Annotated in this window: 11 protein-coding genes and 1 tRNA gene; 10 read left to right on the forward strand and 2 right to left on the reverse strand. The window is 61.5% G+C overall.

What is annotated here, in order from left to right; all coding sequences use genetic code 11:
- Nucleotides 1-21 precede the first annotated feature (21 nt).
- The 10 genes from JAB8_RS20715 (at nucleotide 22) to JAB8_RS20750 (ending at nucleotide 14,176) form a co-directional block, all read left to right on the forward strand.
- Nucleotides 22-468, forward strand: coding sequence for a DUF2939 domain-containing protein (locus tag JAB8_RS20715; RefSeq protein WP_070222953.1), 447 nt, complete (start codon nucleotides 22-24; stop codon nucleotides 466-468).
- A gap of 125 nt (nucleotides 469-593) precedes the next feature.
- Nucleotides 594-1,097: a DUF2939 domain-containing protein gene (locus JAB8_RS20720; protein WP_070222954.1), complete on the forward strand. Its 504-nt coding sequence runs from the start codon at nucleotides 594-596 to the stop codon at nucleotides 1,095-1,097.
- 84 nt (nucleotides 1,098-1,181) lie between these two features.
- Nucleotides 1,182-1,394, forward strand: a complete 213-nt coding sequence (locus JAB8_RS20725; RefSeq protein ID WP_070222955.1) for a hypothetical protein — start codon at nucleotides 1,182-1,184, stop codon at nucleotides 1,392-1,394.
- 11 nt (nucleotides 1,395-1,405) lie between these two features.
- Entirely contained in the window at nucleotides 1,406-1,795 is a 390-nt protein-coding gene (locus JAB8_RS20730; RefSeq protein ID WP_070222956.1) for a nuclear transport factor 2 family protein, read from the forward strand.
- Between the two features lie 311 nt (nucleotides 1,796-2,106).
- Nucleotides 2,107-3,834, forward strand: a complete 1,728-nt coding sequence (locus JAB8_RS20735) for a methyl-accepting chemotaxis protein (protein WP_070291242.1) — start codon at nucleotides 2,107-2,109, stop codon at nucleotides 3,832-3,834.
- Between the two features lie 437 nt (nucleotides 3,835-4,271).
- Entirely contained in the window at nucleotides 4,272-6,557 is a 2,286-nt protein-coding gene (locus JAB8_RS20740) for a TonB-dependent receptor (protein ID WP_070291246.1), read from the forward strand.
- 95 nt (nucleotides 6,558-6,652) lie between these two features.
- Nucleotides 6,653-6,739 (forward strand) — tRNA-Leu (locus tag JAB8_RS20745).
- 217 nt (nucleotides 6,740-6,956) lie between these two features.
- On the forward strand, nucleotides 6,957-7,118 hold the full coding sequence (locus tag JAB8_RS28280; RefSeq protein WP_275528109.1) for a phage tail protein: 162 nt from the start codon (nucleotides 6,957-6,959) through the stop codon (nucleotides 7,116-7,118).
- Nucleotides 7,119-7,932: 814 nt separating this feature from the next.
- Nucleotides 7,933-8,796, forward strand: a complete 864-nt coding sequence (locus tag JAB8_RS28285) for an SGNH/GDSL hydrolase family protein (protein WP_205602260.1) — start codon at nucleotides 7,933-7,935, stop codon at nucleotides 8,794-8,796.
- 337 nt (nucleotides 8,797-9,133) lie between these two features.
- The gene (locus JAB8_RS20750; protein ID WP_070291243.1) at nucleotides 9,134-14,176 is read left to right on the forward strand and encodes a diguanylate cyclase; all 5,043 of its coding nucleotides are present in this window, start codon (nucleotides 9,134-9,136) and stop codon (nucleotides 14,174-14,176) included.
- Between the two features lie 41 nt (nucleotides 14,177-14,217).
- On the opposite strand, the gene JAB8_RS20755 is transcribed toward JAB8_RS20750, so the two are convergent.
- Together JAB8_RS20755 and JAB8_RS29585 are read right to left on the reverse strand one after the other, a co-directional pair.
- Nucleotides 14,218-15,717: a nucleobase:cation symporter-2 family protein gene (locus JAB8_RS20755; protein WP_254679559.1), complete on the reverse strand. Its 1,500-nt coding sequence runs from the start codon at nucleotides 15,715-15,717 to the stop codon at nucleotides 14,218-14,220.
- A 469-nt stretch (nucleotides 15,718-16,186) separates the two neighbouring features.
- Nucleotides 16,187-16,351, reverse strand: coding sequence for a hypothetical protein (locus JAB8_RS29585; RefSeq protein ID WP_162995725.1), 165 nt, complete (start codon nucleotides 16,349-16,351; stop codon nucleotides 16,187-16,189).
- Between the last annotated feature and the right edge of the window lie 201 nt (nucleotides 16,352-16,552).

Below are 16,552 nucleotides of genomic sequence, written 5' to 3' on the forward strand. Positions count from 1 at the left end.
TGCGATCCAGGCAGATATAGCATGAAAAGAAAGTACGCCACCGCGATCATTTTTACCGTCGCCGCCATCGGCTTCACCTGGGTCAGCCCCTACATCGCCATGTACCGCATCAGCATCGCGGCGAAATCCGTGCGCCTGGAAAACTTGGCGCAGCAGGCCGACCTGCCTGCGATCCGCGCCAGCGTGGCGCGCCAGCTGCGCGCGGGCGGCGAAACGGCCAATGACGATGATTTCAAGGAAATGCTCGACACCATCGTCTCGCCGCCCGGCATCACGGTATTGATCTTGCACGGCAAGCAGGGGGCTGATGGCAAGCGCCACGACTTCGGCATGGCGTACCGCTCTTGGAATGAAGTGGTGCTGCGGCGCAGCGGCGCCGGCCCCGCCGCCAGCCAGTTTCTGCTGCGCCGCCATGGCATCTGGGACTGGAAACTGATGGACATTACCCTGCCGCCGGAATTACTCTAAAGAAACTTGATCTAAAACAACACTTACCTAAACCGTCATATTGATTTTGGGAAATATTATGTAGAATGCCAACACCTCAGGCGCACCGGGTCGCCAGGCATCCGAGAGATTGCACGATGAAAAGAATGATGCTTCTCGCTGTAGCGGTACTGGTCGCGCTGGCCGGCGTCTTCTATGGCAGCCCGTACTTCACCATGAACAAGATCCGCGCGGCCACCATGGACGAGGATACGCAGGCGCTGGCCGCGCAGATCGACCTGGCCCAGTTGCGCGGCAGCCTGGGGCAGCAACTGCACACCCTGTTCTCGGCGCCGGAAGTGGCCGACGATATCAATCCCGAGGTCATCGATCCCTTGCTCGACACCATGCTGATGCCCGAAGGCATCGTCGCATTGATGAAGCTCAATGACCGCTACGAAAACCCGATCGCCAAGGTCAGCGACATCAGCGGCCGCAAGCGCAACACCAAGCCCGACTACAGGCTGCGCTACACCTCGTGGAACAGCGTGGTGGTGCAGCGCGCCCATAGCAAAAGCCATATCGGCGAACTGACCCTGACGCGCGACGGCCTGTGGCACTGGAAGCTGGTATCGGTGGCCCTGCCAAAGAACTTGCTGGCCGACGCGTAAAGCGCCCCCCTCTTGTCGTCAATCCAGCGGCTATCCGACACCGGACACTGCTATCATCGGATTTTGATTTCCAACGGAGGCAGCATGTCAGACCTGGTACAACACGCCCTGGCCCACGCGGGCAAACCGGCCACCACGCCCTGGGTGGTGACCTTGGTCGGCGGTGAAAAACTCACCGGCCCCATTTCCCCGCTCAGCGACGGCTGCTACGCCATCGGCCTGGGACAAATCAAGTACTTTTCCAGCGACAAGGTCGCCTGCCTGAATGTATCGGGCGCGGGCGCATTTCCTATCTGAAGATCTTGCCAATGGATGACGCGCGGGATACTCAGCAGGACAGCCTGGCGGCGCAGCTGCAGGCGCTGGAAGCGGCGCTGCAAAGCCAGGCGGTGCGCGCCGACAGGGCCAGGCTGGCGGCCCTGCTGGCTGACGACTTCGTCGAGTTCGGCAGCTCGGGCAATCTCTGGACGCGCGCGGCAACCCTGGCGGACTTGCCGGTGGAAGACTTTTGCCAGCGCAGCATCCACGATTTTCAGGCCCGCTTGCTGGCGGACGATGTTGCCTTGGTTACCTACCGCTCGCAACGCCACGCCAACGGCACCCTGCCCGCCAGCGCCAGCTTGCGCAGTTCCTTGTGGAAATGGCGCGATGGCCGCTGGCAAATGATTTTTCACCAGGGCACGCCCATTCCCGGCTGATCCACCTCCCCGAAGATACTGTCCTGCGCCCGATCAAACGGCGCAGGAACCAGCATCCATGCCGAAAGTTGTTTTTTGACACGCAAAATATCATTGATTTAATGAATTTTTTGTGCAACAATGAATTTAATAAATAAAACAAATAAATTATTGAAATCGGTTTTTTAAATTAATTCCATCCTTGCACCACGAATCCGTGTTCTGGATAGAAAAGCACTGCGTAGGACTCGACCCGTCGCCAGGCAAGCGCCTGCCACCGGTCTCACGCAAGCCCCCTTTCTAATCATCACCACGTATTTTGGAGAGACATTATGGACAAATTCACCGTACGCACCCAGCTCACTCTGGCTTTCGGCCTGCTGGTCTTTTTCCTCATCGGCATATCGATCCTGTCCGTGCGGAGCTTTTCCAACTTCAACGCCAGTTTTGACCAGTATGTCAACGGCATCACCGCCCGCGCCAATACGGCGCACCGCGTACGTGACGCAATCGACATGCGTGCCGTGGCGGCCAGGAATCTGGTGCTCGTCACCAAGCCGGAAGACCTGGAGATCGAACGCAAACAGGTCTTGCAGGCGCAGGCCGAGGTCGTCAAGAACATGCAGCATCTGCTGCAGCTGACACAGCAGCCTGAGGTATCGGATGAAGTGCGCGCCATAGTCAACAAGATAGACGGCATCGAAAAACGCTATTCTCCCGTCGCGATGGCTATCGTGGACCTGGCGCTGCAAAAGAAAACCGAGCAGGCCATCGTCAAGATGAATGAGGAATGCCGCCCGCTGCTGGCCGCCCTCGTCGCCGCCAGCGATGAATATTTCGCCCTGACGGACCAGCGCTCTACCGCCATCTTGCAGGAAGACAACGAGCGTTACACGCTCAACAGGAATATTCTCATCGGCGCCAGCCTGCTGTCCATCGTGCTGGCAGCCCTGGCGGGCTGGCTCATCACACGCAGCCTGCTCAAGGCGCTGGGCGCAGAGCCGAAGCAGCTGTGCGACGCCGTCAGCCTGCTGGCCGGCGGCGACCTGACAGGCAAACTCAACGTTGCACCGCACGATACCGCCAGCGTGCTGTCGGCGCTGCAGCGCATGCAGGAGTCGCTGACCACGGTAGTGTCGTCGGTGCGCCAGGATTCCGACACCGTTTCCCTTGCCGCCGCGGAAATTTCCAGCGGCAATAGCGATCTGTCGCTGCGCACGGAACAGCAAGCCAGTTCACTGGAAGAAACCGCTTCCTCAATGGAAGAGCTCACCAGCACCGTGCGCAAGAATGCGGAAAACGCCCGCGAAGCCAATGTGCTGGCCACGACGGCATCGGACGTCGCCAGCAAGGGCGGCGCCGTGGTGGGGCAAGTGATGGGCACCATGGACCTGATCAGCGAATCGTCGCGCAAGATTGTCGACATCATCAGCGTCATCGACGGCATCGCCTTCCAGACCAATATCCTGGCCCTGAATGCCGCCGTGGAAGCGGCACGTGCCGGCGAACAGGGCCGCGGCTTCGCCGTCGTGGCGACCGAAGTGCGCGGCCTGGCCCAGCGCAGCGCCAGCGCAGCCAAGGAAATCAAGGCGCTGATCGACGATTCCGTCAGCCGCGTCGATGCGGGCTCCAGGCTGGCGGCGCAAGCGGGCACGACGATGTCCGAGGTGGTCGCCAGCGTCGCCCGCGTCAGCAACATCATCGCTGAAATCACGGTGGCCAGCCAGGAACAGTCCGCAGGAATCGAGCAGATCAATCAGGCGGTGACCCAGATGGATAGCGTCACGCAGCAAAATGCCTCGCTGGTGGAAGAAGCGGCGGCGGCGGCCGAATCGCTGCGCGAGCAGGCCAGCCACCTGGTGGAAACCGTGAGCATCTTCAAGACGCATGACAGCCATGTGGCGGCACCCGCACCAGCACCGGCACGCGCCAGCCACAAGCCGCTGCGCCTGGTACCGGCAGCAGCGGCCAGCAGCCCCGCCAAGCGCCAGGCCGCGCCGGCAAAACCCCGTGCGGCGCAAGCGGAAGCCGTGACGGCCGGCGACTGGGAAGAGTTTTAAGCACATACAGGCATGCAGCCACGCATGCCCCGCTTCACACGCACAGGGGAGAGCCGCAGCCGGCCTCCCCTGTCGCGTTGCAACAACACGCCCCTCACATAAAAAAATCCGCGGCAACTGTTGTATTTGTGCCGCCCCGGATCTCGCTACTACGCCGAAATGGCGCATGCTTTTTTGCGCCGCCGCAGGAAACCTCGTCGTCTTGTCCAGCCTATTTTGTTCCCGCACAAGCCTGCCGGCACTCCACTATGCACCCGCCAGATAGTGACGACAAATACGATTTTATTCGCGTATTGAGTCGAAACGGATATGAATAGCCATCGTTGGAAAATGGCATGAATACCAAAATTTCCCGTGCTAGCATGATTTTTCGTTCAGCTGGCCAGCGCCAGCTTGCATACCCCCCAACAACCTTGACCGACAGGAGCCGTTTCATGATGACACCGCATGCCAGCACAGTACGTCACACCCTGATTGCCCTGGCAATCAGCGCCGCCTTTCCACTGCAGGCGATGGCACAGGATAGCGTCCCGGCGCCAGCCGCCGACGCGCCTGCCGTCCCGGCGGCACAGACCGGCCCTGGCCAGCTGGAAACGGTGATCGTGACGGCGCAGCGGCGCGCGGAAAACATCAAGGACGTGCCCATGTCCATCGCCACCTTGAAAGGCGACAAGCTCGACACGCTGACGGCCGGCGGCGCCGATATCCGCTTCCTCAACAGCCGCTCGCCCAGCGTGTCCGTCGAATCGGATTATGGCCGCACCTTTCCCCGCTTCTACATTCGCGGCCTGGGTAATACCGACTTCGACCTGAACGCCTCGCAGCCCGTGGGCCTGGTGATGGACGACGTAGTGCAGGAAAACGCCATGCTCAAGGGCTTTCCCGTGTTCGACGTGGATCAGGTCGAAGTGCTGCGCGGCCCGCAAGGCACCTTGTTCGGCCGTAACTCGCCAGCCGGCGTGATCAAGTTCGATTCCGCCAAGCCCGTCTTCAAGACGGAAGGCTACCTGAGCGGCGGCTTCGGCAAGGATGGCATGAAGAACCTGGAAGGCGCGTTCAACGTGCCCGTCAGCGACACGGTCGCCCTGCGCTTTTCCGGCCAGACGCAGCGCCGCGACGACCGCGTGCACAACCCGCGCCCCACCGGCACGCGCGATTTCGAAGGCTATGAAGACAGCGCCGCCCGCCTGCAGGTATTGGTCAAGCCCACGCGCGACTTCACAGCCCTGTTCAACGTGCACGCGCGCAATCTCGACGGCACGGCCACCCTGTTCCGCGCGAATATCCTGAAACAGGGCACGAACGACCTCGTCGACGGCTTTGATTACGACAACTACCCGACCGACGGCATCAACCGCCAGCACCTGAAAACCAAGGGCGCCAGCATGCGCCTGAAATGGGACTTGCCCGGCGTCACCTTGCATTCGATCACCGGCTACGAAAAGCTCGATTTCTACAGCCGCGCCGACGTCGACGGCGGCTATGGCGCCGTGTCCGCGCCGCCGATGGGCCCCGGCTTCATCCCGTTCGTCGTGGAAACGGCCGACGTGATCCCCAACCACAAGCAGATTTCGCAGGAATTCCGCGCCGAGTCGTCTGCCCGCGGCCCGCTGCAATGGATAGCTGGCCTGTTCTACTTCAAGGAAGATATCCAGATCGACAGCATCGGCTTCAACAGCCTGGCGCCCGGCAACCCGCAAAGCCCGAACTACGCCACGCAAAACCAGAGCTCGAAGTCGTACGCGGCGTTCGGCTCGCTCAACTACACGGTCTCGGACGCCCTGAAACTGCGCGCCGGCCTGCGCTACACGACCGACAAGAAGGATTTCTCCGCCAAGCGGGTGGAGGCGACCACGGCCGGCCCCTTCGACTTGCACGACACCTCGCACAACGTCAGCTGGGACCTGAGCGGCACCTATGTACTCACGCCGGCAACGAATGCCTACGCGCGCATCGCCACCGGCTACCGCGCGCCGTCGATGCAGGGCCGCCTGAACGGCCTGGCCGACCGCCCTTCGTTTGCCGGCGCCGAGAAAGCGCTGTCCGTCGAGGCGGGCATCAAGCAAGACCTGTTCGACAAGCGCGCGCGCCTGAGCCTGGCCATATTCCAGTACCGCGTGAAGGACAAGCAACTGACGGCCGGCAGCGGCGCCGTCAACATGAACCAGCTGATCAACGCAGACAAGGCCACGGGCCGCGGCGTGGAACTCGATTTCCAGGCGAACCTCAGCGATTCGCTCAGCATGACCCTGGGCGGCAGCTACAACCACACGGAAATCCAGGACAAGAAGCTGTTCGTGCAAAGCTGCGGCAACGCGCAAAACAACCCGGCCAGCGGCTGCACCGTGACCGACCCGCTGGGCCCGTTCAAGGGCACGGCCTACATCGACGGCAACCCGCTGCCGCGCGCGCCGGAATGGCAAACCAACTTCACATTAAAGTACAGCATTCCCCTCGCCAATGGCGAGTTCTACGCCTACACGGACTGGGCCTACCGCACCAGCTACAACTTCTTCCTGTATGAAGCGAAGGAATACAAGGCCAAGGAACTGCTCGAAGGCGGTTTGCGTGTAGGCTACAAATGGGACAAATACGAACTCTCCGCGTACGGCCGCAACATCACCAACCAGATCCAGTCGCTGGGCGCGATCGATTTCGACAACCTGACAGGCATCGTCAACGAACCGCGCACGTATGGGGTGCAGTTCAAGGCAGTGTTTTGATGGCGGGAAGCTGATAACAGGCCATTGATGCTGGCCCATCGCTCAGGCACAAGATGGCGTAATACACATCACCTGTGCTAGAATCTCGCCGCGCTGCCCGGATGGTGAAACTGGTAGACACTGGAGACTTAAAATCTCCCGCCTGTAAGGGCGTGCCGGTTCGATTCCGGCTCCGGGCACCAGCGCACAGAATTCAGAAACATCAAAAAAGCCATTTAACCCCAATAAATCAGCGGGTTAGTGGCTTTTTTACGTCCGGGCATTTCTCTTAATCTCAATTAAACCCGACAAAAACCTCTAGCGGTTACGCCAGATTTACGCCGTGATTACGCGAGCGACGCCGGCGCCGGCGCCATCATGGTGGCCCTGCTCGCCTGGCTGTAAGTTCACCAGCTCGACCTGATGACCAATGAGAAAACGCGCAAGCACGGCATCGCCTTCAAGTTCGAATTCAACAACCGTGAAACAGTCGATATCTCGATCAAGCTGAACCTGACCGAGCGCATCGCGGTCAAACCGGCGAGGCCGGTTGCCTGGACATCCAGCATCCGGCCGAGATAAAGCACATGCCGCCCTACCGGGACAAGTTCTGACAGCAGTACGACGTCCCCCCTGCTGAAATGGGCCGCGCGGCACGCTGACAGCACGCCCGCCTAGTCGGTGCGGACCATGGGCGAACAGTTGATCGTCTTTTCCCGAGAGACCACCTAACGCGCGGCGTGATTACGCGGCGATGTATCCGCAAGCGTCTGAGGCACGCGAGTCCGACGACACTATCCACACGAAGCATTACCCCGACGGCGACGTGGTGGAGTACGACCATGAGGACGACGCCCTGCCCCCTGCCCCGGCGTGATCGCCGCCATCACCGCCCACAGAGTGACGTCAAACGCTCTCTAGAAAAGCGGCTGACCATGGCCGTGCGGCGGCGATAAAAGCCAGCGAGGACGAGCTGGCGAGCACCATCAGCTTGTTCAAGCAGCCTCACGCCGGCGTCAAGGCCGGCGGTGCCATTCGAATCCAAAAAAATGAACCTAATTAGCTCTCTGCTGACTAATAGAAAGCCAATCTTAACAATCCATCAAAAAAGAAAATTATATACAGTCACAGTTTCAAAAAACTGATGACGGAATGAAATTTAATTTAGCATCAAATTTTCAGATTGAGAAATTTACTCAGCCAATTAAGGAAGACGCACCGAAGCAACCAATAGAATCAGGCACCATTTCTTATACCGATGAAATACAAAAATACAAATTATCAAACAATTTCATAAGCGCGTTTCGCGCATTCTCACCTGCTTGACCTCATCGCCAGAGGAAAAAATATTCGTGATGCTTAGGGATCTGTCCGCTTTCCAGCAAGAATCCTAAGCATGAATTCAAAGATGGTTCATACTGGAGAAATTATCATGCACAACAAAAATGTTTATTGGGACGAGACCATGATGCAGAACGATTTTCATCAGCCGTCAATATTGGCAATCGGCGACAGCTGGTTCTGGTATCCTCTTCCTGGTGGCTCATTATTAAGCAAATTAGGAAATTTGGTTGAAAAAAAGGAGCATTACATTCTAGCTCACGGAAATAACGGTGCCGAAGCCTACGATTATGTTTACGGAACCTATAAAAGAAGAATTCAGACCGCATTACAACTACATGGGGATTCTTTGTCGGCTGTTTTCATAAGCGGTGGAGGGAACGACTTCGCCGGCCTATCCGATATGCGCCCGCTACTGCTAAAAGACTGCTCCGCCTGCACTTCGGCTGAAGCTTGCTACCGATCCGGTGATGACGAGCAAAGCCTGAACCGATTTTTAAATAAAGTTACGGGAAGCTTCATCGCTCTTATCGACAAGATAATTGGTGCAACTTGGAATACGACGCAAAATGCAACCGGTCCAACGAAGATCTATTTACATAACTACGACTATGCTCGGCCAACAGGTATCGGCATCTTTGGTGCCGAAAGCAAATGGCTGCGAGCATCGCTAGTAGTCGCAAACGTGCCTACCCACCTGCAGGATTCCTGCATCCGTTTTTTGATCGACGAGTTCACTTTGCGGTTGAAGGGGTTGGTCGCTCGTTATCCCGGCCGCGTTCGTCTTGTCGATAGTCGCGGCACCTTAGGTGACGACGACTGGGCTAACGAGCTTCATCCAACGTCGACGGGTTTCGAAAAAATTGCGCACAATGTGTGGCTACCCATATTGCAAGGCGATGGACTTGCACCTAAGTGATAACTAGTTCAAGAAAGGTATGGAGGCTTCCTCAATTCCAGAAAATCCTCTTGTATCTTGCCCAATAGCATGTGCTGGCCGAGGTGCGGCATCTACGCGTAACTCTTCCTTGTCTGTAAATTCCGACACCTCCATCACCTCTACTTCTTCACCTTGCCGCGACTGTCATCACGATCAATTCCCACACCCGGGCTAACCTGCTCCCACTGACGTTTTTACAACACCCCGCCCCCCTCTCCCTCCTCCAAAGGCCCCTACTGATATAATACTTACAATCAAGTAATATTCCGAAATGTGCGCCTCCAGGCTCCCGCAACCGTCTGTGTACTGCTAGCCCATGCGCTCTCTTTTCGACCACGAGATCATCAAACAGCTGCACAGCGGTGTCCGCTCACGGGTTTATCGTGCCAGGGCCGCCGATGGCACCGCGCTGATCGTCAAGAAACCCAATCAGCAGTTCCCCTCCTTTCAGCAACTGGCGCAATTCAAGCGCGAGTATGCGATCGCGCGCCGCTGCCGCCATCCTGGCGTGGCGCATCCGCTGGCGCTGCAGCTGCACGGCGGGTGCTGGACGATGATCGTGGAAGATTGCGGCGGCCAGGCGCTCGACCAGGTGTTGCGTGCGCAGGTGGCGGCGCGCAGGATGCCGTCGCAACCCGCCTTGGCGCTGGACGACTTTTTCGACATCGCGTTGCAACTGTGCGCGGCGCTGGACGAGGTTCATCGTCAGGGCGTGATCCACAAAGACATCAATCCCGCCAATCTGGTGTGGAATGGCGACCGGCGCCTGCTGCAGCTGATCGACTTCGGCATCGCCTGCGAACTGCCGTACGAAAGCCATGGCATCGCCAATCTCCAGACGCTGGAAGGCACGCTGCGCTACATGGCGCCGGAACAGACCGGACGCATGAACCGGCGCGTCGATTGGCGCGCCGATTTCTATGCGCTGGGCGCCACCTTCTACGAGCTGCTGGCCGGCCAGGCGCCGTTCGAGACGGGCGACGAGATGGAACTCGTGCATTGCCACATTGCGCGCAGTCCCGACTGGTCGCACCCGGCGCTGGCAAGCTTGCCTGGCCAGCTGCTGCCGATCATCCAGCGGCTGCTGGAAAAAAATGCCGATCAGCGCTACCAGAGCCTGCAGGGCTTGCGCAGCGATCTCGAAGCATGCCGCGCGCAAAAGCCGGCGCATACGCTCAAGCTGTCCGACCACAACGGCCGTTTCCTCGTGCCGCAAACGCTGCACGGGCGCGAGGATGCCATCGCCGTGCTGCTGGCGGCATTTGAACGCAGCGCTGCGGGCAGGTGCGAGATGCTGCTGGTGGCCGGCCATTCGGGCATCGGCAAGTCGGCGGTCGTCAACGAAGTGCAAAAGCCCATCATCGCGCGGCGCGGCTGCTTCCTGTCCGGTAAATTTGACCAGCTCCAGCGCGACGTGCCGTATGCCTCGCTGATCCAGGCCTTCCAGGAGCTGGTGCGCCAGCTGCTCGGCCAACCCGAGGAAACGCTGCGGCAGTGGTCCGCCAAACTGCACGAGGCGCTGGGCAGCGGCATCGGCATGCTGATCGAACTGATTCCCCAACTGGCGCTGATCGTCGGCCCCACGGACGCAGTGCCCGCGTCGGACCCGGCACAGGCCCAGCTGCGCCTGGACCGCCTCTTTCCCCGCTTCGTCGAAGTGTTCGCCTGCGCCGGGCATCCGCTGGTGCTGTTCCTCGACGACCTGCAATGGGCCGATGCGGCCACGTTGCGAATGATCGAACTGCTGATGGTCTCCTGCGACAAGAGCTGCATGCTGTTCATCGGCGCGTATCGCGACAACGAGGTGAGCGCCGACCATCCGCTGATCGCGCTGCGCGACAAGCTGCTCGCCCGCGAGGTACGCCTGTCGACGCTGTTACTGAGCGCATTGACCGAGCCGCAGGTGGCGCAAATGGTCTCGGCCACCGTGCGCGTGGCAACCCACGATTGTGCGCCGTTGACCAGCATTTGCTACCGCAAGACGGCCGGCAATCCCTTTTTCCTCAACCAGTTCCTCGCTTCGCTCAATGAGACGGGCCATCTGCGCTACCGGGCCGCCGACGATTGCTGGGACTGGGACCTGCCCGCGATAGAACAGGCCAAATATACCGACAATGTGGTCGAGGTGCTGCTGGAAAAAATCCGCCGCCTGCCCACGGTGACGCAGCATCTGCTGCAACTGGCCGCCTCCTGCGGCAACCGCTTCACGCTCGATACGCTCGCGCTGGCAATGGACCGCGCTCACCGCAAAACGCAGCAAGACCTGTGGCCGGCGCTCAGGGCAGGCTTGATCCAGCCGCTCGACGAACGCTATAAGTACGTCAGTGGCGACAGCGATGCGGCCAACAGCGGCGTCGCTTACCGCTTCCTGCACGACCGGGTGCAGCAGGCCGCCTACCTGGTCGCCGACGACGCTACGCGCGTGGCCAACCATCTGCTCATCGGCCGCTTGCTCCTGCGGCATACGGCGCCGCAGCACCAGGACGCAACACTGTTTGAAATCGTCGAGCAGCTCAACGCCGGGCGCGCGCTGATCAAAGATGCGGACGAGCGCGTGCAGCTGGCGACGCTCAATCTCCAGGCCGGCGTCAAGGCACGGCGTTCCGCCGCGTTCCAGTCCACGCTGGAACACATGCGCATAGGTCTCGAGCTGCTGCCGGCGCAGGCATGGAGCGTCCACGCCAGCCTTTGGCTCGACCTGCAGCTGGGCGCGGCCGAAGCGGCTTACCTGTGCGGCCAGTTCGATACGGCCGAGGCGATCTATCCACTGGTACGCGCCCGCTCCCTGAGCCCCTTGCAGCAGGTGCGCTGCATTGCCATCCAGGCGCACCAGTATCAATTGCAGGGCCGCCTGCTCGACGCCATTGCCGTGCAGCGCGACGGCCTGGCGCTACTGCACATCGACATTCCGCACGATGTGGCGCAGATGAAGGCGCGCTTCAGCGACATTCTCGCCGACATCGGACAGCAGCCTGGCGCGCACGCGCCCGGCACCCTGCTGGCGGCCGATGACATGTGCGAGCCGGACGCCGTGGCCGCGATGCAGATGATGCAGGGCCTGTGGATGGCCAGCTACTACGCCGGCCAGCAGGATCTGAGCGCGCTGATGGTGGTGTCGATGACGCGGCTGTCGATGCAGCGGGGGAACAGCGATTTCAGCGCTGTCGCCTATGTCGGCTACGCGATGATGCTTGCACTGTACAGCGGCGACATCGCGCGCGGCTACGCCTTCGGGGCGATGGCGATGGCGCTGGCCAGGCGCCGTGCCAACCTGCAGACGCGCACGCTCACGGGCCTGATGTTCGGCGCGCTCAGCAACCACTGGACGCAGCCGCTGCGCAGCTCCGACGCCCTGTACGAAGAAGCGTTTGGCTGGGCGCTGGAAATCGCCGACTTCGTGCAGGTCGGCGTGGTGGCGGCCGTGCGCGCCACCGACCGTATCATCCTCGGCGACTACCTGCCGCACCTGATGCACGACATCGAGCACGACCTGGCGCTGATGCGCGCCAACGGCCAGCAGGCGATGGCCGATTGCTGCGTCGCCGCCGCGGTCCAGCCGATCAAATGCCTGATGGGTCTCCTGCCCCGTCACGACAGCTATGACGATGGGGTCTTCAGCGAGGCGCGCTTCCTCGATCAGTATGGCGGCTCGCAGCTGTACCGCGCCTACTTCTTGCAGGGGAAAATACGCAACGCCTACCTGTTCGACAGCGCCGACGCCGAGCCGCTGGCCGGCCAGCTTGGCAGCGTCACCCAGATCATGCGCGGTCAGGCTAAGGTTGCCGAGTGCAGCTTCTACGCCGCGCTGATCCTGATCCGCGCCTTGCGGCGCGATCCTGCGCGTGCCGATGCGAACGATGTGCTGGCCGTGGTCGACACGCTGCAAACGAGCCTCGCCGAGTGGTCCAGGCAAGGCTCGGACAATAGCGACGCCAAGCATCTGCTGGTGATGGCCGAGATGGCACGCTACCGGGAAGACCTGCAGCTGGCCACGCGCTGCTACCAGCAGGCGATCGACGCGGCCGGCCTGGCGGGCTACGTCAACATGCAAGCGCTGGGCAATGAACTGTGCGGCGAATGCTGGTTCGACCAAGGACATGCGCGCGTGGCCGGCATCTTCATCCAGGACGCCATCGCGCACTACGGCCAGTGGGGTGCGCAGGGCAAGGTAGCGCAGCTGCAGGCGCGCCATGGCGCACTGCTGTCAAGGATGGATGGCCGCGGCGCACAACGTCATTCCGTCTCCCACACGCACGGCAGTTCAGCGCTCGACCTGGCGTCGCTGCTGAAAGCGTCGCAGATCCTGTCGAACGAAGTGGGCCTGCGCAGCGTGCTGACGCGCCTCATTACCATCGTGTGCGAAAACGCCGGCGCGCAGGTGGCGCGCCTGCTGTTGCTGTCCGAAGGCAGCTACCAGCTGGAGGCCAATATCGATGGCGATGTCGTCACTGTCCTGCAATCGCGCCAGTTCGACCTGAACGCCGCCAGCGACCCGCAGTTCCCGCTGTCGCTGCTGCGCTACGTCATTCGCACCGGCGCCGAGGTGATCGAAGACTGCATCACGGGCGCCTCGCGCTTTGCCGCCGATCCGTACGTGCAGTTGCACCTGCCGCGCGCCGTCATGTGCCTGCCGATACGGCACGGCGGCCAGATCGGCGGCATCCTGTATTTCGAGAACCGGCTTGCAGAAGCCTCGTTCACGGAGGAACGCGTGGCGTTCCTGCGCATGCTCGGCGCCCAGGCGATGATCTCGATCTCCAGCGCCAGGCTGCATGACAGCCTCGAACGGCGCGTTGCCGAACGCACGGAACAGCTGGAAGACGCCAACCGCAAACTGGCGACCTTGTCCATCACCGACGGTCTGACTGGCCTGGCGAACCGGCGTCATTTCGACGACGTATTGCGTGCCGAATGTGCGCGTGCCACGCGCGTCGGCCGGCCGCTTGCCGTCATCATGCTCGATGTCGACTACTTCAAGCGCTTCAACGACAGTCACGGCCACCAGGCCGGCGATGCATGCCTGGTCCGGGTCGCGCATGCGCTGGCGGCCGGCATGCGGCGCGCGGGCGACCTGACGGCGCGCTATGGCGGCGAAGAGTTTTCGATCGTGCTGCCCAACACCGGCGCGGACGAAGCGCGCCAGATCGGCGAAGCACTGCGGCGGGCGATCGAAGATCTGGGTATCTCCCACGCGAACGCGGAGGCGCGGCAGGTGACGATCAGCGTCGGCATCGCGGTCCAGCCGGCACCGGGAGCCGCCGATCCGGACGCCCTTCTGCGCCTGGCCGATGCCGCGCTGTACCACGCCAAGGATGAGGGACGCAATTGCGTGGTGCTCAGGGTGCTGCCGCCTGGCTGACCGGCAGCGCCGCGCACCGCATTCACGGCGCCGGCGGTGCCTCAATCGCTGCCGTGGCTGTTCTCGCGCGCCTGCTCCCGCGCTTTTTCGCTTGACGCCAGCCCGTTGAAGAACAGATTGAGCAGCACGGCAACGATGGCGGCCAGCAGGATGCCGCTGTGCAGCAACGGCGACAGGACTTTCGGCATGTGCTGCGCATATTGCTCGGCCACCAGCGGCAACATGCCGAAGCCGATAGCCAGGGCCACGATGAACAGGTTGTTGCGGTTGCTCTTGTAGTCGACGCCGGCCAGAATGCGGATGCCCGTCGCGGCGACCATGCCGAACATCACCAGCCCTGCCCCGCCCAGCACGAACGCCGGCACGGCTTCGGCCGTCTGCGCGATCTTCGGGATCACACCCATGATGAGCAGGAGGATGCCGGCCGCCACGCAGACCCAGCGGCTGCGCACGCCCGTCACGCCCACCAGTCCCACGTTTTGCGAAAACGACGTGTACGGGAAGGTATTGAAGATACCGCCGATCAAGGTCCCCAGACCATCGACGCGCAAGCCGCGGCTGATGTCGGCCTGTTCGATACGCTTGCCCGTCATCTCGCCCAAGGCCAGGAACATACCGAGCGACTCGATCATGACGACGATCATCACCAGGCTCATGGTCACGATGGCAACCAGGTCGAAAGTCGGCATGCCGAACTGGAACGGCGTAACGATGGCGAAAGCCTTGGCGCTGGCCCCCTTGGCGAAGTCGGCCTTGCCCAGCGCAAACGACAGGGCCGTGCCGGAGATGATGCCGATCAACACGGCGATATTCGACAGGAAACCACGGCCATACTTGGCCACCAGCAAGATGACGGCCAGCACGAAGAAGGCGATGCCCATGTTGTCCAGCGCGCCGTAGCCGGGGTTGGCGATCAGGGGCACGGGGCCAGGCGGCGCGGGCAAGCCGGCCGCCGTGGCGGCAGCGGCCATCTTGAGAAAAGCGGGATCGGCGATCTGCGCCATGGCGGGCGGCCCGCCCATGGCCCAGTTCACGCCCACGCGCATCAGCGACACGCCGATCACGGCGATGATGCTGCCCGTGACCACGGGCGGAAACAGGGCCAGCAGGCGGCTGATGAAGGGCGCGATCAGCATGGAAACGACGCCGGCGCCGATCACGGCGCCAAAGATGCCGGTGATGCCCAGGGCCGGATTGTTCGCCATGGCCAGCATGGGACTGACGGCGGCAAAGGTCACGCCCATCATGACGGGCAGACGGATGCCGAAATGCTTGCCGATTCCCAAGGACTGAATCAGGGTCACGAGGCCGCAGCAGAACAGGTCGGCACTGATCAGCGCCGCCACCTGCTCGGGCGGCAGCTTGAGCGCGCGGCCGACGATCAGCGGCACGGCGATGGCGCCCGCATACATGACGAGTACGTGCTGCAAGCCCAGGGTGAACAGTTTCCCGGCCGGCAGCACTTCATCGACGGGGGACGGAGCGGCAGGCGTGGTACCGGACACGCCGCGGTGGATGGATTTCAGACGGGGAGAGGCCATTTACGCTCCATTTCCTGGGTTACCGCGGCACGGATGGGTGCAGGTGAAAAGGAAAAGCAAGACAGAAACGGGACGACAGAAACACACCAGCGGCCGATGATGCATGCGAAGCTCCTTGGATGGAATGACCGAGGTAGCCATGCACGCTTCGTGCCAGGTGATTGTATACAGAGATTGTGCCGAAAGTCACCAGAAATCAGCTAATCAGGCGGTGAATGCACCGTTTTCTCGCATGCGGCCCCGCATCTGCACCAGAAGGCGGCGGCGCTGGCAGGCCACGGGTGAATGGGGACTGCTGCCTGGAACGCCTGTCAAAAACCAATGCGCATCGTCATTTGCGGCCGGCGATGCTCACTGCCTCGGCGGCACGCTGCTTCGTGCAGTGGCGTTTCTCGGGCCAGCGGGACGCCGGGCCTTCCTTGCGCCCGTCACGGTTTTGGTGGGCGCTATCAGGCGCAGTCAGGCGTTGTTAGCCGCCCGCACAGGCATCAAGCAGCGCTTCCAGCTGACGCACATGGGCAGCACGCAATTGCTCGCGCGCCAGCAAGGCTTGCACTTGCTCGAAGATGCCGTGGGCTGGCACCGCAGGCAAGGCGGGCGAGGCGGGGCGCGTGGCGATGCATGGCGCGCTCACCGGCCAAGCTTGCACCTGCGATGCTGGCCCCCATGCCGCACAGCCGGTCAACAAGCTTACCAGCAATAAACGGGCTAAACGGTTGGCGAGGCTGCCGGCATGCCTTCCGGCACGTTCGCCTGGCGACCTCATGGCATTTCTCTGGCGATCAAGGCCTCGGCGGCACGGCAGGCGTCGCCTTCGGGCGGCAGCGCGAGGATG

It is taken from the genome of Janthinobacterium sp. HH106, assembly GCF_001758725.1.
Classification (GTDB): Bacteria; Pseudomonadota; Gammaproteobacteria; order Burkholderiales; family Burkholderiaceae_D; genus Janthinobacterium.

Excerpts from the sequence above, each read along its gene's own strand:
- JAB8_RS20740 (WP_070291246.1), top strand. The coding sequence starts at position 4,272 with ATGACACCGCATGCCAGCACAGTACGTCACACCCTGATTGCCCTGGCA.
- JAB8_RS20750 (WP_070291243.1), top strand. The coding sequence starts at position 9,134 with ATGCGCTCTCTTTTCGACCACGAGATCATCAAACAGCTGCACAGCGGT.
- JAB8_RS20720 (WP_070222954.1), top strand. The coding sequence starts at position 594 with ATGATGCTTCTCGCTGTAGCGGTACTGGTCGCGCTGGCCGGCGTCTTC.
- JAB8_RS20725 (WP_070222955.1), top strand. The coding sequence starts at position 1,182 with ATGTCAGACCTGGTACAACACGCCCTGGCCCACGCGGGCAAACCGGCC.
- JAB8_RS20730 (WP_070222956.1), top strand. The coding sequence starts at position 1,406 with ATGGATGACGCGCGGGATACTCAGCAGGACAGCCTGGCGGCGCAGCTG.
- JAB8_RS28285 (WP_205602260.1), top strand. The coding sequence starts at position 7,933 with ATGAATTCAAAGATGGTTCATACTGGAGAAATTATCATGCACAACAAA.
- JAB8_RS20715 (WP_070222953.1), top strand. The coding sequence starts at position 22 with ATGAAAAGAAAGTACGCCACCGCGATCATTTTTACCGTCGCCGCCATC.
- JAB8_RS20735 (WP_070291242.1), top strand. The coding sequence starts at position 2,107 with ATGGACAAATTCACCGTACGCACCCAGCTCACTCTGGCTTTCGGCCTG.
- JAB8_RS20755 (WP_254679559.1), bottom strand. The coding sequence starts at position 15,717 with ATGGCCTCTCCCCGTCTGAAATCCATCCACCGCGGCGTGTCCGGTACC.